Source organism: Luteibacter yeojuensis, assembly GCF_000964085.1.
In the GTDB taxonomy this organism is placed as follows: domain Bacteria; phylum Pseudomonadota; class Gammaproteobacteria; order Xanthomonadales; family Rhodanobacteraceae; genus Luteibacter; species Luteibacter yeojuensis_A.
Genome location: NZ_JZRB01000061.1, coordinates 1 through 21,267 on the forward strand (window position 1 = coordinate 1; position 21,267 = coordinate 21,267).

The window sequence follows — 21,267 nt, forward strand, 5'->3', positions numbered from 1 at the left end:
CCCACCCGCCACCGAGTCCACGCGTCTCGTTTCGTGGGGCAAAAGCGCGTGCCCCGAGGCGTTACCTTACGGATCGACGCGCGCGGCACCGATGGGTTTAGCGCACGGCATTCGCCATGCTTTTTCGCATGACGTGCGAATGCGGCCAAATTCCATCATGGAGTAAGCGGGTGCCCGGGGCTGGGCCGATCCATCTGGTGACCTTCATGACCTGGAATCGCGCGCCGATCTTCGGTGACTATCGTGCCGCGCGCGCGGCCTCCCGCATCATCCATTCGCATAAGACGTGGAGAGGTGCGCAATGCCTTGCGTGGATCCTGATGCCCGATCATCTCCATGTATTGATCCGGCTGGATGGTGTCGAGCTGTCGAAAGTCCTCGCACGCGTACGATCGCGAATGACCCGCGCCCTACGTGCACAAGGGCGCACATTCCCCCTTTGGCAGCGCGCGTTCCAGGATCGGGTTCTGGCGAGGGATGCCGACGCCCGGGCGGTGGCACGGCTCGTCGTGGCCAACGCCGTGCGCGCCGGTCTCGTCTCGCACGTCGGCCTCTACCCCTACTGGAACGCGGTATGGCTGAACGAGCGTGGCACCACTCAGCACCGGCTTGTGCCCCACGACACCAGGCGCATCGACTCGGGGGCGGGCAGGCCCTTGGGGCCGACATGAGCGGAGGGCCGCCACGCGGTAGGTTGTCGCGACAGCGGCACTACGGCCCGGTCCGAAGGTCCGCGACTGGCGGCCCCAAGGGCCTGCCCGCCCCCGACTGCCGAGACCCGGCCAGCCTAAGGCGGCGCAAGCCGCTGGAACCACGCATCCGCGTTAGCGGATGAACCGATTGCAGGAACGCCGCATTCCCGCCCACGCGTGAAGTACAAAAAAACGGCCCCTTCCGGGGCCGCTCCTTTATTTCGGCGTTGACGCCTGTGGCTTGGTGGCCTGCGCCGTTTGCGGTGCGTCGGCTTTCTTGCCGCCGTAGGGCAGCACCTCGGAGGCGACCTTTGGGTCGGCCTTGATGAGGGCCACCTCGTCGCTGACGATGTGCGCGGCTTCGTCGAGCGGCGTGTCCTTCGCCTTCTTGGCGGCGGCTTCCTGCTTCAGGTCGCTCTTGATGCTGCGCTCGTTCGCGTTGAGGCCGTCGTCACCCGAATCCTGGTCGTCGGTATCCGTCGCGCTGCCGTCGCCACCGAAGATGGCCTTGCGGCGGTTGCGGAAATCGGCCTGCGTGGCGTCGAACTGCTTGCGCTCGGCCTGGCGGGCGGCGAAGTTGAGCGAGATATCGGTCTTGTCGCGCAGCTTCTTGTACTGGGCCAGTTCGTCGAGCATCAGCTTCCACGCCGGCGAGGTGGCCACGCGCGCTTCGTGCTTCTGGTTGAGCGGGCCGACGATAGGCTTCAGATCAGCGACCGGCTTGTAATCGGCCGGGTCGATGTGGCGCCACGGCAACGCGTTGTCGTAGGTGCTTTCGCCGAATTCCTTGGCGTCGCCGTTTTCCGGGAAGCGGACATCGGGCGTGACGCCATGCAGCTGCGTGCTGTCGCCGTTGATGCGGATGAACTCGGCGATGGTCATCTTGAGTTCGCCGTACTTGGCGTCCTCACCCGTTGTGGCCTTGCCGAAGCGGTCGAGGTCGACCAGGTTCTGCACGGTGCCCTTGCCGAAGGTGGGCTCGCCGATGATGATGCCGCGGCCGTAATCCTGGATGGCGGCGGCGAAGATCTCCGATGCCGAGGCCGAGCCACGGTTGACCATGACGGCCATGGGGCCATCCCACGACATGCCCGGCTGGTCGTCGCCCTGGGCTTCGACCTGGCCACGCGCATCGCGCACCTGCACCACCGGGCCGGTATCGATGAACAGGCCGGTGAGCTCGGTGGCCTCGTTCAACGAACCGCCGCCGTTGTTGCGCAGGTCCATGATGACGCCCTCGACCTTCTGCGCCTTCAGGTCGGTGAGGATCTTGGCGACGTCGCGGGTGGCACTCTTGAAGTTGGCGTCGCCGTTACGGCGCGCGCCGAAATCCTGGTAGAACGTGGGCAGCTCGATGACGCCGATCTTGCGCGTGACATCGCCGTCCTTCACGTCGATGACCTTCGACTTGGCGGCCTGCTCCTCCATCGTGACCTTCTTGCGCACGAGGGTGACGATGTCGTGCTTGCCATCGACGCCGGCATCGGCCGGGAGCACCTCGATGCGCACCGTGGTGTCCTTCTTGCCGCGGATAAGCTTGACCACGTCATCCTGGCGCCAGCCCACCACGTCGACCATGGGGCCGGTCTCGCCCTGGCCGATGGCGATGATGCGGTCGCCCGGCTTCACCTTGCCCGACTTGGCGGCGGGGCCGCCCGGCACCAGCTCGCGGATGGTGGTGTAGTCGTCACGCGCTTGCAGCACGGCACCGATGCCCTCGAGCGAGAGGCGCATGGCGATGTCGAAGGCATCGGCCGCGCGTGGGCCGAGGTAATCGGTGTGCGGGTCGGTGGAGTTGGCGTAGGCGGTCATGAACGCCTGGGTGGCGTCCTCGTCGTCGAGCTGGCGCACGCGGGTGATGTAGGTGGCGTAGCGCTTGTCGAGCGTCTTGCGGATATCGTCGTCGCTCTTGCCCGCGAGCTTGAGGCGCAGCCAGTCGTTCATGGTGCGCTTGCGCCACACGTCGTCGAGCTCGGCCTGGTTCTTCGGGAGGGGGGCCTTCTTGCGGTCGAAGTTGAAGCTTTCGTTGCCGCTGAAGTCGAAGCCCTTCTTGAGCAGGCCGCGCGCGTAGTTCATGCGGTCGACCGCGCGCGTGATGTAGAGGTTGAACACCGAGAACGGGCCGCTGAGGTCCTGGTTCCAGATGGCGTCGTCGAACTGCGTCTTCATCGGCTCGAACTTCGCCATGTCCTCCTGGGTGAAGAACACTTTTTCGCTATCGAGCGAATCGAAGTAGGCCTTGTAGATCTTGGCCGACATGGCGTCGTCGAGCGGCTGGGCCTGGTAATGGAAACGCGTGAGGAAGCGCGCGGACAGCTGCGCGGCCTGCGTCTCGGCATTGCTGGGCTTGAGCGGAAGGGTGGATTCCTTCTTCTGCGGCTCGGGCGAGGTGGCGGCCTCGGAGGCATCCTTCGGCTGCGGCGTGGCGGCCTTCGCTGGCGGTGTCGCCCCCGGTTGCTGCTGGGCGGCGGCATTCTGGGCGGCATGCGCCCCACCGGCGGCAAGGGCCAGCAGGAGGGCGAGCGACACGGGGCGAAGGGTCATGTAATCAAAGCCTCGGGGTGCTTCTTGCGTTTATTCGACGACGCCGGCGGCGTGGGCCATCAGGTCGGCATGGTAGGAGGATCGCACCAACGGGCCGGAAGCGACATGGGAGAAACCCATCTCTTCGCCGGCGACGCGGAGCGCCTCGTATTCGTCCGGCGTCCAGTAGCGGACCACCGGGTGGTGGTGCGCCGTGGGCTGCAGGTACTGGCCGATGGTGATCATGTCGACGTCATGGGCGCGTAGATCGCGCATGGTTTCGAGCACCTGCTCCATCGTCTCGCCCAGGCCCAGCATGATGCCGGACTTGGTGGGCACGTCGGGGTGCTGGGCCTTGAAGCGCTTGAGCAGGTCGAGCGACCACTGGTAATCGGCACCGGGGCGCACCTCGCGGTAGAGGTGCGGCACGGTCTCGAGGTTGTGGTTGAACACGTCCGGCGGGAAATCCTTGAGGACCTCGAGCGCGCGCTCCATGCGGCCCTTGCCGCGGAAATCGGGCGTGAGGATCTCGATGCGGATGTTGGGGCTGGCGTGGCGCACCGCGCGGATGCAGGCGGCGAAGTGCTCGGCGCCGCCGTCGCGCAGGTCGTCGCGGTCGACCGAGGTGATGACCACGTACTTCAGGCGCATGTCGCGGATGGTCTCGGCCAGGCGCGCGGGCTCGAGCGGATCGGGCGCCAGCGGGCGGCCATGCGCCACGTCGCAGAACGAGCAGCGGCGGGTGCAGACCTCGCCGAGGATCATGAAGGTGGCGGTGCCCTTGCTGAAGCACTCGTGGATGTTCGGGCACGAGGCTTCCTCGCACACGGTGACCAGCGAGTTTTCGCGCAGGCGGGCCTTCAGCTGCTGCACGGCGTTGCCCTGGGGCAGGCGCACGCGGATCCAGCTGGGCTTGCGCAGCACGGGCACGTCGGTGTCGAAAGCCGCGCGGTTGAGCGCGATCTTGTCGTTGCCGAGCATCTTCTCGCCGGGCTTGTCGACGACGGCGATGGGGATGCTGCGGGTGGGCGTGGTGGCGGTTTGGCTCATACGGCTACGACCTCAGACCGCAATGCGGGCGGGGAGTTCGGGGATGACGGGGGCGGCGGGGACGGCGTGGAAACCGAACTGCTTGCAGAATTCCTGTACCAGGACGTCTTCCACGTCTGCCAACCTCGACGGACCCCCCAAGTCTACCACCTGGGTGACCTCCAAGCCCTTGTAGCCGCAAGGATTGATGCGGTGGAAGGGTTCCAGGTCCATGTCGACGTTGAAGGCCAGCCCGTGGAAGCTGCAGCCACGGCGCACCCTCAGGCCCAGCGCGGCCACCTTGGCGTCGGCGGTGTAGACGCCCGGGGCGCCCTCGCGGCGCGCGGCGCCGATGTTCCACTCGCCCAGGGTATCGATGATGGCCTGCTCGATCTTGCAGACCATCTCGCGCACACCCACCCCGACGCGGCGCAGGTCCATGAGGGGGTAGGCCACGATCTGGCCCGGGCCGTGGTAGGTCACCTGGCCGCCACGATCGACCCGCACCACCGGGATATCGCCGGCGAACAGCACGTGTTCGTCCAGCCCCGCCTGCCCCAGCGTGAATACCGGGTCGTGCTCCAGTAGCCACAGCTCGTCGACGGTGTCGTCGGTGCGGTTGTCGGTGAAGGCGCTCATGGCCTTCCAGGCGGTTTCGTAGGGCACGCGGCCCAGGCGGCGGACGTTGAGGGGGAGGGGCATGGGGGCGGTGGGGACGTAGGGGGATGGGGCTGATTTGAGGGCCGGGGGCCTGCCGCACAAGGTAGGAGCCCACCCCTGTGGGCGACGCCTTTCGCGGGGTGGCCACAGGGCCTGTGGCGTGGTCGCGAGAAGATGTCGCGCACAGGGTGCGCTCCTACAGCGTAAAGCGGATATCCGCGTCGGCCCTGAGCGTATCGTGCGCCTCCATGTACTTCTCCCGGCTGGGCGCGATGAAGCTCACGGTGACCGACTCGTAATTCCCTGCGGGGGTGAGCTTGGAGGTGACGGTCTCGTGGAGCACTTCCAGGCCGATGCCGTGCAGGATCGCCGGCACGCGGGCCTTGAGGTCCACGCCCGCGTTGCCGATGGCGGTGATTTCGAACTGGCCGGGGAAGTTGAACCCCTTGCCCTCGGCCTGGGCCTGGCTGAAATCGATCTCTTTCATCGCGCGCCGCTCCTTACTTCTTGCCGCTGTCGTCGCTATGGAACCACAGCATGATGGTGTCCCACAGGCGCGAGAAGAAGCCGCCTTCGGGCGCATCGTTGAGGGCCACGAGGGGCACGTCGGTGACCGGCTGGCCGTCGAGCACCACGTGCAGCGTGCCCACCTGCTGGCCCTTCTTGAACGGGGCGATGAGGGTGCTGGGGATATCGAGGTTGGCCTTCAGCTTGTCGTAGTCGCCGCGCTTGACCGAGATGGTGACGTTCTCGGTGACGCCCAGCGGCAGGGTGTTCTCGGCGCCCTTCCACAGCTTGGGCGTGGCGAGCGGCTTGTTGGCGTCGTACAGCTTGTGGCTTTCGTAGAAGCGGAAGCCGTAGTTCATGAGCGCCAGCGCGGCGTCGGCGCGGCCCTTCTCGCTGCCGGCGCCCATGACGATGGCGATCATGCGGGCATCGCCCTGCTTGGCCGAGGCGGCCAGGCAGTAGCCGGCGGCGGCGGTGTGGCCGGTCTTGATGCCGTCGACCGTGTTATCGCGCCACAGCAGCAGGTTGCGGTTGTGCTGCTTGATGCCGTTCCACTCGAACTCCTTGACGGCCGAAATGGCGTAGTCCTCGGGGAAATCGTGGATGAGCGCGCGCGACAGGATCGCGATGTCGTGGGCCGTCGTGTAGTGGTTGGCGACGGGGTAGCCCGAGGCGTTCTCGAAGTTCGAGTGCACCATGCCGATCTGCTTGGCGTAGGCGTTCATCAGGTTGGCGAACGCCGGCTCGGAGCCCGCGGTGTGCTCGGCCAGCGCGATGGCGGCGTCGTTGCCCGACTGGATGATCATGCCGTAGAGCAGGTCCTTCAGCGGCACCTGGCTGTTGAGCTTGAGGAAGCTGGTGGAGCCATCGGTGCTGGCACCGCCGCCACGCCATGCGTTCTCGCTGATGGTGACCGGGTCGGTCATGTGGATCTTGCCGTTGGCCACCTCGGCGGAGACCACGTAATCGGTCATCACCTTGGTGATGGAGGCCGGCTCCACCTGCATATCCGGCTCCTTCGAGGCCAGGATCTGCCCGGTGTTGTAGTCCATCAGCACCCAGCTCTTGCCTTCCACGTCCGGCGGCGGCGGCACGGGGGCCTCGGGCACCACGGGGCGCGGCACCGCGGGGCGCGGCGGCGTCTGCTGCGCCACGGTGACGCCAGCGACGAGCGCGGCGGCGGCGAAAGCGAACAGGGAACGGGGCAAGAGCTTCATCGTTTCAGCAGTCCAGTCTAAACAAGCAGGAAAAAAGGGGCTCAGTCTACCGCGACCGAGGGCCTGGGCAGGCCCATGCCGGCGATCTGGTCGGTCACTTTGTCGGCGGTATCGACATCGGCGAGCGGCCCCACGCGGACACGGCGCACGCTGCGGCCGCCCAGGGTGGTCTCGATGACACTGACAGGGCCGAGGCCGGCGCGGTTCAACTGATCGGCCACGCGGTTGGCGTTGGCCACGTCGGAAAACGCGCCCACCTGGAGGTAAATGCTGGGTTTGCCGGGCACGCTGGCCGGGCTGGCGGCGGGCGTCGCGGCCGGCGGTGCGGCCTGGGCGGCCTGGGCCGGCTTGGTCGGTATCGAGGTGCCGACCGGGGCGGCGATGTCCGCGGAAGGCGGCCGCGAGGCTACCGGGGAACCCGCGGCCGGCGGTAGGGCGTCGGCGACCCGGGCGTCCGTCATGCCCGCCACGGGGCCGGCGTCTTCCGGGTTGCCCACCGCCACCGGGGTGGCCGTGGTGCTGTTCGGGGCCGGGCGTGGGGCGGCCGCCAGGGCGGCGCCCGCGGCGACGGCGGCCGGGGTGGTCACGGTGCGGCCGGCGGGCGGCGGCGGGGTGCCGGCCGGGCGCGAGGGCGGCGGCGGGGCCGTCACCGGGGCCGGCCTGGGCGCGGCCTGCACGTAGGGCGGCGGGGCGGCGCTGGCGGCGGCGGGGTCGTTCGGGTCGATGGCGCGCACCTCGACCAGGCCGGTGCCGCTGGGCCACACGCCGATCTTCACCGCTGCGGCGAACGACAGATCGATGATGCGGTTTTCGTGGAACGGGCCGCGATCGTTGATGCGGACGATGACGCTCTTGCCGTTCTGCAGGTTGGTGACACGCGCGTAGCTCGGCAGCGGCAGCGTCTTGTGCGCCGCGCTGAACTGGTACATGTCGTATTCCTCGAGGTTCGAGGTCTTGTACCCGTGGAACTTGTTGCCATAGAACGAGGCGATGCCGCGCTCGACGTAGCCCTTGGGGCTGGGCAGCACGTTGTAGGTCTGGCCCAGCACGGAATACGGCGATTTGTTGCCGTAGAGCGAGCGCGGCTCCGCCTTCGGCACCGGCTCGGGGATCTTGCTGACATCGGGGATGGCGGTGGGCACGCTGTCGCTGTTGCTGCGGTAACGCGAGCCCTGCGATTTGCTGATGTCGTCGTTGAACCGGCTGGAACTGCCGCCGCCGCGCTTGCCCGACGACGACGGCCGCGTGTTGTGCCCGCCGCCGCAAGCCGCAAGCAGCACAACGCAAAGGACGATCGCGAGCCACCGTAGGAGCGCACCCCGTGCGCGACGCTTCTCGTGACCACGCCGCAGACCCTGTTGCGTCACCGCGAAAAGCTGTCGCCCACGGAGTGGGCTCCTACCACTCACCGCCCCCACGGTGTCGGAGATCATCGCGCGTTGGGCCCTTTGACGCGGGCGCGGATCTCCTGCGCCAGCTGGTGCACGGCCAGGGCGTACATGGGGCTGCGGTTGTAGGTGGTGATGACGTAGAAGTTCTGGAAGGTGAACCAGTATTCGTCACCCGCCGGCCCGTCGAGGCGCACGAGCTGCGCGTCGCGGCCCGGGTCGAGGTGCTGCACGGGCGCGAAGCCGTCGGCGACGAAGGCTTCCACCGGCGCGACGGGGCGCCAGTCCTTCGGCACGGCCGGCGCCTTCGCCCGGCGATCGGGTTGGGCGCGGGCGGCGACGGGGCCGCCGGTTTCCCAACCGTGTTCCTTGAAGTAGTTGGCCACGCTGGCGAAGATGTCGCCCATCGAGCCCTTCATGTCGATGCGGTGGTCGCCGTCGTAGTCGACGCCCCAGTCGCGGATGGAGCTGGGCATGAACTGGCCCCAGCCCTGCGCGCCGGCGTACGAGCCGGTGAGCGTATCGAGCGGGCCGCCCAGGTGGGCCGGCGGCAGCTCGAGCAGCACCTTCAGCTGTTCGCGGAAGAACGGCGCGCGCTTGGGGTAGTAGAACGCCAGCGTGGCGAGCGCATCGAGCACCTTGTACTTGCCGGTGTTGCGGCCGTAAAACGTCTCGACGCCGACGATGGCCACGATGTATTCGGCGGGCACGCCGTACTTGCGGCTGATGCCGTCCAGCAGCGCCCGGTGCGTGCGGTAGAACTCCGCGCCCGCGGCGATGCGGTCCTCGGTGAGGAAGATGGGCCGGTAGGCGCTCCACGGCTTGCCTTCGGCCGGGCGGTTCATGGCGTCGATGATGCTCTGCTGCATCTTCGCGCCGTCGAGCACCTTGTTGAGCGCCGCCGGGCTTTTGCCGGTGTCTTTCGCCACCTCGCGCACCAGGGCGGCCTGGCCCGGGTGGGTCTCGGCGGCCTGCGCGGCGCTGGCGAAAACGAGGGGGAGCGAAACCATCGCGCCCAGCAGGCGCGGAACGAGGCGGGTGGTGCGCGCGCGGCGCGCGTTCAAAGCGTCTTCCATGCGCCGAAGCGTAACACGCGGAAGTGGCGCTTCCGGGGCGCCCCGGGGCCCGTGTTCAGCCATCAATCGTGCAATTTGCGATTGGCGTGGATCGACATCAGCACACCGAAGCCCGTGAGCAGCGAGACAGCGGAAGTACCGCCATAACTCACCAGCGGCATCGGCACGCCCACCACCGGCAGGATGCCGGCGACCATGCCGCCGTTGACGGCCACGTAGACGAAGAAGCTCATGCCGATGGCCCCGGCCAGGAGGCGCGAGTAGGTATCGCGCGCGTTCATCGCGATCCACAGGCAGCGGCCGATGATGAAGGCATACAGCAGCATGATGGCGATGACGCCCACCAGGCCGAACTCCTCGGAAAACACCGCGAAAATGAAGTCGGTGGTGTGTTCGGGCAGGAAATCCAGGCGCGATTGCGTGCCGTGCTGCCAGCCCTTGCCGAACACGCCGCCGGAGCCCACCGCGATCTTCGACTGGATAATGTGCCAGCCGTTGCCCAGCGGATCGGATTCGGGGTCGAGCAGCGTGCGCACGCGGTTGCGCTGGTATTCGTGCAGGAACTGCCACGCCACGGGGATGGCCGCGCCCACGCCGCCCACCAGCAGGCCGATGCGCCACCAGGCCATGCCCGAGAGGAACAGCGCGAACGCCCCCGCGCCCGCCACCAGCAGCGCGGTGCCCAGGTCGGGCTGCTCCGCGATGAGGCCGGCCGGCACGGCGATAAGCAGGCCGACCACGATGATGTCCTTCCAGCTCGGCGGCAGCTGCCGCGGGTGCAGGTACCACGCCACCATCATGGGCATGGTGAGCTTCAGCAGTTCCGATGGCTGGAAGCGCATCACGCCCAGGTCGAGCCAGCGGTACGCACCCCTGCCCTCGCCCAGCGCGGCCACCACCACCAGCAGCGCGGTGCTGGCGGCGTACAGCCAGGGGGTCCACGAGCGCAGCACGGGCGGCGGGATGCGCGAGATGATGAGCAGCAGCACGCCGCCCAGCACGAAGCGCGCGGCCTGCCCGCCCACCAGCGAATAGTTGCCGCCGCCCGCGCTGTACAGCGTGGCAAGGCCGGCGCAGGCCAGCAGGAACAGCGCCAGCAGCAGCGGCAGGTCGAGGCGCGGGCGCGTCAGCAGGCGCAGCCCGAAGCGCTTCATGCGGACGGTGAATTGCTCAAGCATGGGTTACTGATCCTCCCCGCTGTCGTCGGGGGGTAGCTCGCTGCTCGTGGCCGGCGCGGGCTGCGTGCCCTGCCCGCTGCTGTCGCTCGCGGGCGCGCTTTCGATCGGCGCATCGGAGGTGGCGATGGGGCCCGGGGGCAAGGCTTCCGGCCGCGGGCCGCCTTCGTCCACCACCCACTGGTCGAGGATCTTGCGCACGATGGGGCCGGAATCCTGCGCGCCCCACGCACCGGCCTCGAGCAGCACGGCGACGGCGATCTTCGGATCTTCCGCCGGCGTATAGGCCATGAACCACGCGCGGTGGCGGGCGGCCAGGTAGGCGTTGTTCTTGTTGTTGTCGTAGGCATCGGTCCTGCGCGAGAAGCGCTCCGCCGTGCCGCTCTTGCCGGCCATGACGAAGGGGAAGCCGATGCCCACCTTCTTGCCGGTGCCCTTGCCCGAGTTGATCACGTCGATCATGCCTTGGTTCACCGCCTGCCAGTCGCTGTCGCGGCGCACCAGCGAGGGGCCTTCCGGCGGGAACGCCTGGGGCACGCGCGGGCTATCCACGCCATCCTGGGTATCGAGCAGCAGGTGCGGCGCATAAGGGATGCCGTGCCCGGCGAACGTGGCGATGGCGTGCGCCAGCTGGATCGGGGTCACGGCCCAGTAGCCCTGGCCGATGCCGGCGATGATGGTCTCGCCCGGGAACCAGCCCGCCTTCGAACGCTTGGCCTTCCACTCGTGCGAGGGCAGCACGCCCTCCACTTCGCCCACCAGGTCGATGCCGGTCTTCTGGCCAAAGCTGAACTTCGACATCCAGCCCGAGAGCCGGTCGATGCCCATGTCCAGCGCCAGCTTGTAGAAATAGGTGTTCGTCGAGTGCTCGATGGCCTGCATCATGTTGACCGTGCCGTTGCCGCCGCGGTCGTCGTCGCGGTAGCAGCGGCTCTGGCCGGGGATGCAGAACTGGCCGTTCGAGAACACCGTATCCGTCGGGCGGCGCAGGCCGAGCGACAGGCCGCCAAGGGCCAGCAGCGGCTTCACCGTGGAGCCCGGCGGGTACACGCCGCGCAGCGCGCGGTTGTACAGCGGCTTGTCCGGGTCGGTGGTGAGCGCCTTGTAATCGGCCGAGCTGATGCCGTTGACGAACAGGTTGGGGTCGTACGTGGGGTAGCTGGCGAAGGCCAGCACCTGGCCATTGCGCGGGTCGATGGCGATGGCCGCGCCCGGGCGGCCCGCCAGGCCTTCCAGCGCCGCTTTCTGCAGGCGCACGTCGATGGCCAGGTAGATGTTCTTGCCGGGCGTCGGCGGCGTGGTGTCGAGCACGGCCTGGGTGCGCCCGTCGGCGTTCACTTCCACCAGCTCGTAGCCGGGCGCGCCGTGCAGCAGCTTCTCGTACGAGCGCTCGATGCCGATGCGGCCAATGTGCGTGGTGCCCTTGTAGCTGGCCTCTTCCTCGTCATCCATGCGATCGAGGTCGTCGGCGTCGATACGGCTCACATAGCCGATGACATGCGCGAACTCCGGCCCCATGGGGTAACGCCGGGTGAGGTAAGGCACCACGTCCACGCCGGGGAAACGCCAGCGGTTCACGGCGAAGCGGCCGATCTCGTCCTCGGTGAGCTTGAGCTTCAGCGGCACGCCTTCGAAGCGGCGGCTCTGCTTCACCTGCTTCTTGAACACGCTGATGTCGTCGTCGCTGAGCGGCACGACGGCGCCCAGGTCGGTGAGCATCTTGTCCATGTCACCCACCTGCTCGGGCGTCACTTCCAGGCGGAAGGCCGGCACGTTGTCGGCCAGCAGCACGCCGTTGCGGTCGTAGATGAGGCCGCGCGCCGGTGGTATCGCGCGCGGCTTGATGCGGTTCTGTTCCGAGCGGGCCGCGAACTCGTCGTGGTGGTACACCTGCAGGTACACGTAGCGCACGCACACGGCGGCCAGCCCGAGCAGGATCAGCCCGAACCCGGCCAGCGCGCGGCGGCGGAACAGCGCCACCTCGCCGCGCACTTCCTTGATGGAGGCGCGCCGGCGGCTCATGCCTCGTGGATCCGCAGGCGGGCGCGCAGGTCGTCGAGGATGAGGAACAGGAACGGCCACAAGGCCGCGCCCACGAACGGCGAGATCCAGAAATCCGCCGGTGGCAGTGGATCACCACCCAGCACGCGCACCAGCAACAGCAGCACGCGGTCGTTGAGCAGGAAGCCGAGCACCGCCAGGGTTTGCTGCCACATGGGGAAGAAGCGCAGGCGCGAGCGGAAGCGCAGCGCGATGAACACCATGGCGGTAAGGCGCAGCGCCTGCTCGCCCAGCAGCATGCCGTCGAACAGGTCGGCGCCCAGGCCCAGGCAGAACGCCAGGCCGAGGTTCACGCGGTCGCCCGATTGCAGGCACCAGTAGAGCAGCACCAGCGCGGGCCAGTAGGGCTTGTACGGCGTGAGCGGGCCGGGCAGCGGCACCAGCATCAGCACGAGCGAGAGCAGCAGCGTGGTGGCGAACCACAGCTGGCGTACGCGGGTCTTGTTCATGGCACCGTCCCCGTGCTGGAAGGCCGCGCGGGCGCGCCGCTGGCGGTGGGCGCCGTGACGCGGGGCAGCGTCGGGTTGGGCCCGGCGTTGGCCGGCGGTGCGTTCGGGTCGGGGGCCAGGTCGGCCGGCGGGCCGGCGTTCGGGGCCACGTCGGGCGGGCCGGCCGGCTCGGCGAGGTCGTGCAGGAGCAGCACGTCCTCGCTGCGGTCGAGGTCCGCCGCCGGCCGGGCATTGGCCGACAGGAAGGTGCCCGAGGCCGTCTGGCCCACCTCGCGCACCTCGCCAACGGGGAAACCCGGCGGGAAACGGCCGCCAAGGCCGGAGGTGACGAGCTTGTCGCCCACCTGCACGTCGGCGGAGACCGGGATGTTCGGCAGCGTGAGCATGTCGCCGCCGCGCGAGCCATAAGCCACGGTGCGCAGGCCCGTGCGCTCGATGGTGACGGGGATGGCGTGGTTCGGGTCGGTGATGAGCATGGCCACCGAGGTGGTGGGCATCACGTCGATGATCTGGCCCATGACGCCGCGGGCGTCGATGACCACCTGCCCCGGCTTTACCTGGTCGCGCGCGCCCACGTTGAGCACGATGCGGTGGCGGAACGCGCCGAGGTCCACGCCGATAAGGCGGGCCAGCTGCACGTTGAGCGAGAGGCTGTGCTGGGTATCGAGCAGCTCCTTCAGGCGCTGGTTCTGCTCGGCCACCGAGGCCATGCGGTTGAGCTTGGCGTTGGCCAGCAGCAGGTCTTCGCGCAGGCGCTGGTTGGCCTCGGTGAGGCGCTGGCGGTCGGCGAAGGCCACCGTGGCGGCCTGGAAACCCTGCGACGGCAGGCCCGCGATGCGGTAGATGGGCTCGACGACGATGGAGAGGCCGTAACGCACGTTCGCGAGCCAGCCGCCCCGGTGGTCGAGGACCATGAGCACGCAGGCGAGCGCCAGGTACACGATAAGCCGCAGCGTGCCCGCCACGCCGGGCGAGAACAGCGGCGACTTATCGTCGCGATTGAGGGCCATGGATTAGCGCGCCCAGGCCGAGGCGGCGCGCGCGCCCATCATTCGAACGCGAAGAAATCGCTGCCGTGCTGGTCGATCATCTCCAGGGCCTTGCCGCCGCCACGCGCCACGCAGGTGAGCGGGTCGTCGGCCACGGCCACGTGCAGGCCGGTTTCCTCGGAGATGAGGCGATCCAGGTCGCGCAGCAGCGCGCCACCGCCGGTGAGCACGATGCCGCGCTCGGCCACGTCGGAGCAGAGCTCCGGCGGGGTCTGCTCCAGCGCGGCCTTCACCGCCGCCACGATGCCCGAGAGCGGCTCGTGGAGGGCTTCGAGCACCTCGTTGGAGTTGATGGTGAACATGCGCGGCACGCCCTCGGCCAGGTTGCGGCCCGAGATTTCGATCTCGCGGACTTCGCTCTGCGGGAAGGCGCAGCCGATCTCGAGCTTGATGCGCTCGGCGGTGCTTTCACCGATGAGGGTGCCGTGGTTGCGGCGCACGTAGTTGATGATGGCCTCGTCGAAGCGGTCGCCGCCCACGCGCACCGACTGCGAGTAGACGATGCCGTTCAGCGAGATGACGGCCACCTCGGAGGTGCCGCCGCCGATGTCGAGCACCATGGAGCCACGGGCCTCGTGCACCGGGATGCCGGCGCCGATGGCGGCGGCCATCGGTTCCTCGATGAGGAAGACGTCGCGGGCGCCGGCGCCCTCGGCCGATTCCTTGATGGCGCGGCGCTCCACCTGGGTGGAGCCGCAGGGCACGCAGACCAGCACGCGCGGGCTGGGGCGCAGCATGCGCGAGCGGTGCACCTGCTTGATGAAGTGCTGGAGCATCGCCTCGGTCATGGTGAAGTCGGCGATGACGCCGTCCTTCATCGGGCGCACCGTGGCGATGTTGCCCGGGGTACGGCCCAGCATGCGCTTGGCATCGCCACCGACGGCCGCGACGGCGCGCGGGCCACCCGGGCCGCGATCCTGGCGGATGGCGACCACCGACGGTTCGTTCAGGACGATGCCCTGGCCACGCACATAAATGAGCGTGTTGGCCGTGCCGAGATCGATGGAGATGTCGTTCGAGAAAAGTCCGCGGAACTTCTTAAACATGATGCGGCGGGCGCCCAATACGGGAAAAAGTAAGCTCGGAAGTCTAAGTTGCGCCCCCCTGTGGCGCAAGGGTCGAGAAGTTAAGAAAGCCTTGTAAGTCTGAATGATGCGGTGCAAATCTGTACCGGCTCCGTAATTCTGTACGCAAATGCGGAGGTCGCGGAAGCGGGCGATTTTGGGTACCATCCGCCGGTTTGCCGGAACCCTTCGCGGACCGCTTTCGTAGGAGCCCACCCCGTGGGCGACGCCGTTCGCGGAAGAGCCACGGGGCCTGTTGCGCCGTCGCGAACGGCGTCGCGCACAGAGTGCGCTCCTACAACGTTTTCTTTCAGGGTTGAATCATGACTGCCGTTATCTGCGGATCGCTTGCCTACGACACCATCATGGTGTTCCAGGACCAGTTCAAGAACCACATCATTCCCGATCAGGTGCATATCCTGAACGTGTCGTTCCTGGTCCCGGCCATGCGCCGCGAGTTCGGTGGGTGCGCCGGCAACATCGCGTACAACCTCAAGCTGCTCGGCGGCGAGCCGATGCCCGTGGCCACCGTCGGCCAGGATTTCGCGCCGTACCGCGCGCACATGGAGAAGCACGGCATCCGCCTCGATGGCGTGCGCCAGTACGACGACATGTTCACGCCGCAGTGCTTCATCACCACCGACCTGGATAACAACCAGATCACGGCGTTCCACCCGGGTGCCATGTCGAACGCGCACGACAACCACGTACGTGATATCCCCGACTACCAGTTCGGCATCGTCGCGCCCGATGGCCGCGAGGCCATGCTGCAGCATGTCGAGGAATTCGCCGCGCGTGGCGTGCCCTTCATCTTCGACCCGGGCCAGGCCATGCCGCTGTTCAATGGCGACGAGTTCCGCGCCATGATCGAGAAGGCCACGTACGTCATCGTCAACGACTACGAGTCGCAGCTGCTGCAGCAGCGCACCGGCTGGGATGCGGCCACCATCGCGTCGAAGGTCAAGGCCTACATCGTCACCGTGGGCCCGCGCGGCTCGGTCATCCACGCCGATGGCGAAAGCATCACCATCCCGCCGGCGCGCGAGCGCCAGGTGGTCGACCCCACCGGCTGCGGCGATGCGTATCGCGCCGGCCTCATCTTCGGCATCATGAAGGGCTACGACTGGCCCACCGTCGGCCGCATGGCCTCGCTCATGGGCGCGCTGAAGGTGGAACACCCCGGCACGCAGAACCAGTACTTCACGTACGAGCAGTTCGCCAGCGAGTTCAACGAGCAGTTCGGCTACGCGCTGGCCTGATCAAAAACACCTTCAAAACAGGTGTGCAAAAAAAACATGTGGGAGCGCGCTTGCGCGCGATGTTCTTCATCAAGAGCATCGCGCGCAAGCGCGCTCCCACAGTTGTTTGTAACTCTCGTTAGTTGCGGGGCTTGAAGCCCATCGTGGCGTTCACCGCCTGCTTCCAGCCGTCGTACAGGTCGTCGCGCACTTCTTTCGTCATCGCGGGCTTGAACTCGCGGTCGACCGCCCAGCGCTTGGCGATGTCTTCCTTGCTCTTCCAGAAGCCCACGGCCAGGCCGGCGAGGTAGGCGGCACCTTGCGCCGTGGTTTCCTGCACCTTGGGGCGCAGTAGCGTCACGTCGAGGATATCGGCCTGGAACTGCGCCATGAAATCGTTGGCGATGGCGCCGCCGTCCGCGCGTAGTTCCTTCAGGCTGATGCCCGAATCGGTCTGCATGGCCTCGAGCACGTCGCGGGTCTGGTAGGCCATCGATTCCAGTGCGGCGCGGATGAACTGTTCTTTCGTGGTGCCACGGCTGAGGCCGAACACGGCGCCGCGCACATCGCTTTTCCAGTACGGTGCGCCCAGGCCGACGAAGGCGGGCACGAAGTAGACGCCATCGTTGTCCTTGGCGCGTTCGGCGTACTGCTGCGAATCCGACGCCTTGCCCAGCATGCGCAGGCCGTCGCGCAGCCACTGGATAACGGAGCCGGCCACGAAGATGCTGCCTTCGAGCGCGTATTCCACCTTGCCATCGAGGCCCCACGCGATGGTGGTGAGCAGGCCGTTCTTCGACGGCACGGCTTTCTCGCCGGTGTTCATGAGCATGAAGCAGCCCGTGCCATAGGTGTTCTTGGCCAGGCCGGGCTCGAAGCAGGCCTGGCCGAACAGCGCCGCCTGCTGGTCGCCCGCGATGCCGGCGATGGGCACCTCGCGGCCGAAGAAATGCTTGGCCTGCGTATTGCCATACACCTCGCTGCTGGACTTGACCTCGGGCAGCATCGACGCGGGCACGTTGAGCATCTTCAGCAGCTCGTCGTCCCACTTGCGCTCGTAGATGTTGTACATGAGCGTGCGCGAGGCGTTGGTGTAGTCGGTGACATGCACCTTGCCGCCGGTGAGGTTCCAGATGAGCCAGGTATCGATGGTGCCGAACAGCAGCTCGCCCTTCTCCGCCCGCTCCTGCGCGCCTTCGACGTGGTCGAGGATCCAGCGCACCTTGGTGCCGGCGAAGTAGGCGTCGATGAGCAGGCCGGTCTTGTCGCGGACCATCTGGTCGTGGCCGGCTTCCTTCAGCTCCTCGCAGATATCGGCGGTTTGCCGCGACTGCCACACGATGGCGTTGTAGATGGGCTGGCCGGTGGCCTTGTCCCACACCACGGCCGTTTCGCGCTGGTTGGTGATGCCGATGCCTTCGATGCAGGCGGCGTCGATGCCGCTGCTGCTGATCACCTCGGTCATGGTGGAGAGCACGCTGGTCATGATCTCGCGCGGGTTGTGTTCCACCCAGCCCGGCTGCGGGAAGATCTGGCTGAACTCGCGCTGCGCCGTGCCGGCGATGTTGCCATCGTGATCGAACAGGATGGTGCGCGAGCTGGTCGTGCCCTGGTCGATCGCCAGGATGTATTTCTTGTCCATGGCGGGCCTCACTTAAGGGTGGGTTGGGAGGGGTTGCCGGCGGCCTTGCGCGCTTCTTCGAGCGCACGCTGGCGGGCCGGGAGGAACGGGTGGATGAGCAGCTGGTAGGCACCGCCACCGATGACGCCGCCGATGAGCGGGCCGACGATGGGCACCCACCAGTAGTTGTCGGGGCCAGGCAAGGCGCTCTTGTCCCAGCCGGCGAAGTACGCGAACAGGCGCGGGCCGAAATCACGCGCCGGGTTGATGGCCCATGCCTCGAGGTAGCCCATGGACGCACCGATGGTGGCCACGAGCAGGCCGATGATGAGCGCGCCGGAGTTCGCGCCCGGGGCCATCTCGTTGTATTGCTCGGTGATGGCGAAGATGCCGAAGAGCAGGAACGCGGTGAGGATGACCTGGTCGCTCAGCGCGTGCATGGGCGTGATGGCCTCGCCCGGGTGGGTGAAGAACACGCCGGCCGCGCCGCCCGCCTCGCGGGTGAGCTGGTGCGTTTCGTTGAAGTGGTCGATGACCGGCCCGAACAGCGCGTAGACGATGGCCGCGCCGAGGAACGCGCCGATCACCTGGGCCACCCAGTACGGCACCACCTTCTTCCAGGGAAAATCGCGGAAGGTGGCCAGCGCCAGGGTCACGGCCGGGTTGGCGTGGGTGCCCGACACCGAGCCCGTGGCGTAGATGGCGATGGTGACGGCAAGGCCCCATGCGATACACACGCCCCAGTAGGCGTTCTGGTACGGGCTGGGGTCGTACAGGACATACATGCACGCCACGGAATCACCGAACGCGATGATGATGAACATCGCCACCGCTTCGGATATCAATTCGCCGATCTGTTGCCTCATGACCTTTCTCTCCATCGGTTCATGGTTACGGGTACTTGGGTTTGGCCAGGTAATCGCCTAAGCGCCTGGCGCCCTCGGAATCGATGCGCAGGCCCAGCTTGCTCCGGCGCCATAACACGTCCTCTGCTTCGGTCACCCACTCATGGCGGACGAGGTAATCCACTTCGGCCTGGTACAGGTCGGCGCCGAAGTGTTCGCCCAGCGCGTCGAGGCCGGAGGCCTCGCCCAGCAGGTCGCGCGCGCGGGTGCCGTAGCTGTGGGCCAGGCGCCACGCATGGCGTTCGGTGAGCCACGGGCGGGTGGAGCGGAGGTCGTTCACCAGCTCGTCCATGTCGCGCTCGCCGCCACCCGGGAGCGGGGGCGCGTCGGCGGTCCAGGCGGGCTTGTCGTTGCCGATGAGCGGGGCCAGGCGATCCACGGCTTCCTCGGACAGTTTGCGGAAGGTGGTGAGCTTGCCACCAAACACGTTGAGGAGCGGTGCACCGTTCTCGTCGATGTCGAGGAGGTAGTCGCGGGTCACTTCCGATGCGCTGCCGGACTCATCCTGCAGGAGCGGGCGCACGCCGCTGTAGCTCCACACCACGTCGGCAGGCGTGAGTTGTTTCTTAAAGTAGCGGTTGGCCGCGTCGCAGAGGTATGACGTTTCCTCGCTGGAGATGACCGGGTGCGAGGGGTCGTCCTTGTATTCGATATCGGTGGTGCCGATGAGGGTGAAGTCGCGCTCGTAGGGGATGGCGAAGACGATGCGGCGATCGGGCTGCTGGAAAATGTAGGCGTAGCGGTGGTCGTACAGCTTCGGCACCACGATGTGGCTGCCCTTGATGAGGCGCAGCGAGTGGTCGTGCTTCACGTGGGCCACGTCGTCGAGGAAGCTGGCGGCCCAGGGGCCGGCGGCGTTGACCAGCGCACGGGCCTTCACGAAGTGGCGGCTGCCGTCGCGCGCCTCGAGTTCGGCTGTCCAGCCGTTGCCATCGCGGCGTGCGCTGACGCAGCGGGTGTGCGTTTCGATGCGCGCGCCGCGGCGGGCCGCGTCCATGGCATTGAGCACCACGAGGCGGGCATCCTGCACCCACGCATCGGAGTACACGAAGCCTTCGTGGAATTCATCGCGCAGCGGCTCGCCGGTGACGTGCTTGGTGAAACGCACGCGCCGCGACCCCGGCAGGGTGCGGCGGCCGCGGCCAAGGTGGTCGTAGAGGAACAGGCCCACGCGGATCATCCATGCGGGGCGCAGGTGCGGCTGGTGCGGCAGCACGAAGCGCAGCGGCCAGATGATGTGCGGCGCCGCGCGCAGCAGCACCTCGCGCTCGGCGAGCGCCTTGCCCACGAGGGCGAACTCGTATTGCTCGAGGTAGCGCAGGCCGCCATGGATCAGCTTGGTCGATGCGCTGGAGGTATGCGCCGCCAGATCGTCCCGTTCGCACAGCCACACCGAAAGACCACGCCCCGCGGCATCGCGGGCAATGCCCACGCCATTCACGCCACCACCGACCACCAGGACATCGACCTGCTCGACCATCACACGCTCCACTGGGCTAGGGGCGGCGAACGGCGTTGGCGTGGCACCCGATACGCGCGGGTACGTTCATTTACGAACATTTCACACCAGCCACCATCCGGCGCCTGCGTCAAATGAGCATATTCGAACACAAACGAACATCGCACGCTGCAGTGCAGCGCAGATGCCCCCTAACCCCTGATGTAGGAGCTCACCCTGTGAGCGATGCTTCTGAGGGGCCTCGCGAGGAGATGTCGCCCACGGGAGTGGGCTCCTACACGGGGGGCGTAGGTCAGCCGGCGATGTGGACTTCGGTGCCGGCGGCGGCCAGGACGGGGGCGAGCTCGTCGGGTGGGGCCTTGTCGGTGAACCAGGCGTCGACCTGGCTGAAGTCGCCGAGGCGGACCATGGCGTTGCGGCCGATCTTGGTGTGGTCGGCGCCGAGGAACACCTGGCGGGAGTGGTCGACGATGGCCTGGGCCACGCGCACTTCGTGGAAGTCGAAGTCGAGCAGCGTGCCGTCGAGCTCGATGCCCGAGATGCCGATGATGCCGTAGTCCACCTTGAACTGGCGGATGAGCTCGATGGTGGCTTCGCCCGTCACGCCGTGGTCGCGGCCGCGCACCACCCCGCCGGCGACGATGACCTCGAACGAGGGGATGTCGCTGAGCAGGATGGCGATATTGAGGTTGTTGGTGATGATGCGCAGGTCGCGGTGCTCGAGCAGCGCCCGGCCCACGCCTTCGTTCGTGGTGCCCAGATTGATGAACAGCGACGAGCCGTCGGGGATCTGCCGCGCGATCGCGTGCGCGATGCGATCCTTCTCCGCGGCCTGCAGGGTCTGGCGTGCGGCGTAGGCCACGTTTTCGACGCTGGAAGGCGCGCTGACGCCGCCGTGGTAGCGGCGGATGAGGTTGGCGTCGGAGAGCAGGTTGAGGTCGCGGCGGATGGTCTGCGGCGCCACGTCGAAGTGCGTGGCCAACTCATCGACGGCGACGAAGCCCTCGCGCTGGACGATGGCGACGAGCTCTTCCTGGCGACGGTTGAGGCGTGGATCGGTGTTCATGGCCATGAGTTTGGGTAAATCACGGGCAAAAGAAAACCCGGTCTCTCTCGAGACCGGGTTTCCGGGTATAAGGCCCCTGGCGGTGACC

The 21,267-nt window shown here is 67.4% G+C and carries 18 protein-coding genes; 2 read left to right on the plus strand and 16 right to left on the minus strand.

Annotated elements, in window-relative coordinates:
- Nucleotides 1–128: 128 nt before the first annotated feature.
- A complete protein-coding gene (locus tag VI08_RS19150; RefSeq protein WP_428992167.1) occupies nucleotides 129–671 on the plus strand; it encodes an REP-associated tyrosine transposase in 543 nt (180 codons plus the stop codon).
- 237 nt (nucleotides 672–908) lie between these two features.
- Here VI08_RS19150 and VI08_RS19155 read toward each other — a convergent pair whose 3' ends face one another.
- From VI08_RS19155 to VI08_RS19210, 12 genes are all read right to left on the minus strand, one after another.
- Complete coding sequence (locus VI08_RS19155; protein ID WP_045831243.1) at nucleotides 909–3,236, minus strand: carboxy terminal-processing peptidase; 2,328 nt, start codon at nucleotides 3,234–3,236, stop codon at nucleotides 909–911.
- Nucleotides 3,237–3,266: 30 nt separating this feature from the next.
- Complete coding sequence (lipA, locus tag VI08_RS19160; RefSeq protein ID WP_045831244.1) at nucleotides 3,267–4,265, minus strand: lipoyl synthase; 999 nt, start codon at nucleotides 4,263–4,265, stop codon at nucleotides 3,267–3,269.
- Between the two features lie 12 nt (nucleotides 4,266–4,277).
- Nucleotides 4,278–4,946: a lipoyl(octanoyl) transferase LipB gene (gene lipB, locus VI08_RS19165; protein ID WP_045831245.1), complete on the minus strand. Its 669-nt coding sequence runs from the start codon at nucleotides 4,944–4,946 to the stop codon at nucleotides 4,278–4,280.
- A gap of 154 nt (nucleotides 4,947–5,100) precedes the next feature.
- Entirely contained in the window at nucleotides 5,101–5,391 is a 291-nt protein-coding gene (locus tag VI08_RS19170; protein WP_045831246.1) for a YbeD family protein, read from the minus strand.
- Nucleotides 5,392–5,404: 13 nt separating this feature from the next.
- Nucleotides 5,405–6,628 (minus strand): D-alanyl-D-alanine carboxypeptidase family protein, encoded by a 1,224-nt coding sequence (locus VI08_RS19175; protein WP_045831247.1) that lies wholly within the window; start codon nucleotides 6,626–6,628, stop codon nucleotides 5,405–5,407.
- Between the two features lie 41 nt (nucleotides 6,629–6,669).
- Nucleotides 6,670–7,908 (minus strand): septal ring lytic transglycosylase RlpA family protein, encoded by a 1,239-nt coding sequence (locus VI08_RS22310; RefSeq protein WP_232309599.1) that lies wholly within the window; start codon nucleotides 7,906–7,908, stop codon nucleotides 6,670–6,672.
- A gap of 149 nt (nucleotides 7,909–8,057) precedes the next feature.
- A complete protein-coding gene (gene mltB / locus VI08_RS19185) occupies nucleotides 8,058–9,026 on the minus strand; it encodes a lytic murein transglycosylase B (protein ID WP_052698072.1) in 969 nt (322 codons plus the stop codon).
- Nucleotides 9,027–9,154: 128 nt separating this feature from the next.
- Complete coding sequence (rodA, locus tag VI08_RS19190; RefSeq protein WP_045831249.1) at nucleotides 9,155–10,270, minus strand: rod shape-determining protein RodA; 1,116 nt, start codon at nucleotides 10,268–10,270, stop codon at nucleotides 9,155–9,157.
- 3 nt (nucleotides 10,271–10,273) lie between these two features.
- The gene (gene mrdA, locus VI08_RS19195; RefSeq protein WP_045831250.1) at nucleotides 10,274–12,289 is read right to left on the minus strand and encodes a penicillin-binding protein 2; all 2,016 of its coding nucleotides are present in this window, start codon (nucleotides 12,287–12,289) and stop codon (nucleotides 10,274–10,276) included.
- Entirely contained in the window at nucleotides 12,286–12,777 is a 492-nt protein-coding gene (gene mreD, locus VI08_RS19200; protein ID WP_045831251.1) for a rod shape-determining protein MreD, read from the minus strand. Before mreD ends, mrdA begins: the two co-directional genes overlap by 4 nt.
- On the minus strand, nucleotides 12,774–13,787 hold the full coding sequence (gene mreC, locus VI08_RS19205) for a rod shape-determining protein MreC (protein ID WP_045831252.1): 1,014 nt from the start codon (nucleotides 13,785–13,787) through the stop codon (nucleotides 12,774–12,776). Before mreC ends, mreD begins: the two co-directional genes overlap by 4 nt.
- A gap of 38 nt (nucleotides 13,788–13,825) precedes the next feature.
- Nucleotides 13,826–14,872, minus strand: coding sequence for a rod shape-determining protein (locus VI08_RS19210; protein WP_045831253.1), 1,047 nt, complete (start codon nucleotides 14,870–14,872; stop codon nucleotides 13,826–13,828).
- 341 nt (nucleotides 14,873–15,213) lie between these two features.
- On the opposite strand from VI08_RS19210, the gene VI08_RS19215 reads away from it, so the two are divergent.
- On the plus strand, nucleotides 15,214–16,149 hold the full coding sequence (locus tag VI08_RS19215) for a carbohydrate kinase family protein (protein WP_045831254.1): 936 nt from the start codon (nucleotides 15,214–15,216) through the stop codon (nucleotides 16,147–16,149).
- A 118-nt stretch (nucleotides 16,150–16,267) separates the two neighbouring features.
- Here the strand turns inward: VI08_RS19215 and glpK are convergent, their stop codons facing one another.
- The 4 genes from glpK to VI08_RS19235 form a co-directional block, all read right to left on the minus strand.
- On the minus strand, nucleotides 16,268–17,770 hold the full coding sequence (glpK, locus tag VI08_RS19220; protein ID WP_045831255.1) for a glycerol kinase GlpK: 1,503 nt from the start codon (nucleotides 17,768–17,770) through the stop codon (nucleotides 16,268–16,270).
- 8 nt (nucleotides 17,771–17,778) lie between these two features.
- A complete protein-coding gene (locus VI08_RS19225) occupies nucleotides 17,779–18,630 on the minus strand; it encodes an MIP/aquaporin family protein (protein WP_045831256.1) in 852 nt (283 codons plus the stop codon).
- A gap of 10 nt (nucleotides 18,631–18,640) precedes the next feature.
- Nucleotides 18,641–20,134 (minus strand): glycerol-3-phosphate dehydrogenase, encoded by a 1,494-nt coding sequence (gene glpD / locus VI08_RS19230; protein WP_045831257.1) that lies wholly within the window; start codon nucleotides 20,132–20,134, stop codon nucleotides 18,641–18,643.
- A 271-nt stretch (nucleotides 20,135–20,405) separates the two neighbouring features.
- Entirely contained in the window at nucleotides 20,406–21,179 is a 774-nt protein-coding gene (locus VI08_RS19235) for a DeoR family transcriptional regulator (protein WP_232309600.1), read from the minus strand.
- Nucleotides 21,180–21,267 lie beyond the last annotated feature (88 nt).

What these genes read in the sequence shown, in the direction of transcription:
- VI08_RS19150 (WP_428992167.1), top strand. Translation starts at nt 129, where the DNA reads ATGACGTGCGAATGCGGCCAAATTCCATCATGGAGTAAGCGGGTGCCC.
- VI08_RS19155 (WP_045831243.1), bottom strand. Translation starts at nt 3,236, where the DNA reads ATGACCCTTCGCCCCGTGTCGCTCGCCCTCCTGCTGGCCCTTGCCGCC.
- lipA (WP_045831244.1), bottom strand. Translation starts at nt 4,265, where the DNA reads ATGAGCCAAACCGCCACCACGCCCACCCGCAGCATCCCCATCGCCGTC.
- lipB (WP_045831245.1), bottom strand. Translation starts at nt 4,946, where the DNA reads ATGCCCCTCCCCCTCAACGTCCGCCGCCTGGGCCGCGTGCCCTACGAA.
- VI08_RS19170 (WP_045831246.1), bottom strand. Translation starts at nt 5,391, where the DNA reads ATGAAAGAGATCGATTTCAGCCAGGCCCAGGCCGAGGGCAAGGGGTTC.
- VI08_RS19175 (WP_045831247.1), bottom strand. Translation starts at nt 6,628, where the DNA reads ATGAAGCTCTTGCCCCGTTCCCTGTTCGCTTTCGCCGCCGCCGCGCTC.
- mltB (WP_052698072.1), bottom strand. Translation starts at nt 9,026, where the DNA reads ATGGTTTCGCTCCCCCTCGTTTTCGCCAGCGCCGCGCAGGCCGCCGAG.
- rodA (WP_045831249.1), bottom strand. Translation starts at nt 10,270, where the DNA reads ATGCTTGAGCAATTCACCGTCCGCATGAAGCGCTTCGGGCTGCGCCTG.
- mrdA (WP_045831250.1), bottom strand. Translation starts at nt 12,289, where the DNA reads ATGAGCCGCCGGCGCGCCTCCATCAAGGAAGTGCGCGGCGAGGTGGCG.
- mreD (WP_045831251.1), bottom strand. Translation starts at nt 12,777, where the DNA reads ATGAACAAGACCCGCGTACGCCAGCTGTGGTTCGCCACCACGCTGCTG.
- mreC (WP_045831252.1), bottom strand. Translation starts at nt 13,787, where the DNA reads ATGGCCCTCAATCGCGACGATAAGTCGCCGCTGTTCTCGCCCGGCGTG.
- VI08_RS19210 (WP_045831253.1), bottom strand. Translation starts at nt 14,872, where the DNA reads ATGTTTAAGAAGTTCCGCGGACTTTTCTCGAACGACATCTCCATCGAT.
- VI08_RS19215 (WP_045831254.1), top strand. Translation starts at nt 15,214, where the DNA reads ATGACTGCCGTTATCTGCGGATCGCTTGCCTACGACACCATCATGGTG.
- glpK (WP_045831255.1), bottom strand. Translation starts at nt 17,770, where the DNA reads ATGGACAAGAAATACATCCTGGCGATCGACCAGGGCACGACCAGCTCG.
- VI08_RS19225 (WP_045831256.1), bottom strand. Translation starts at nt 18,630, where the DNA reads ATGGAGAGAAAGGTCATGAGGCAACAGATCGGCGAATTGATATCCGAA.
- glpD (WP_045831257.1), bottom strand. Translation starts at nt 20,134, where the DNA reads ATGGTCGAGCAGGTCGATGTCCTGGTGGTCGGTGGTGGCGTGAATGGC.
- VI08_RS19235 (WP_232309600.1), bottom strand. Translation starts at nt 21,179, where the DNA reads ATGAACACCGATCCACGCCTCAACCGTCGCCAGGAAGAGCTCGTCGCC.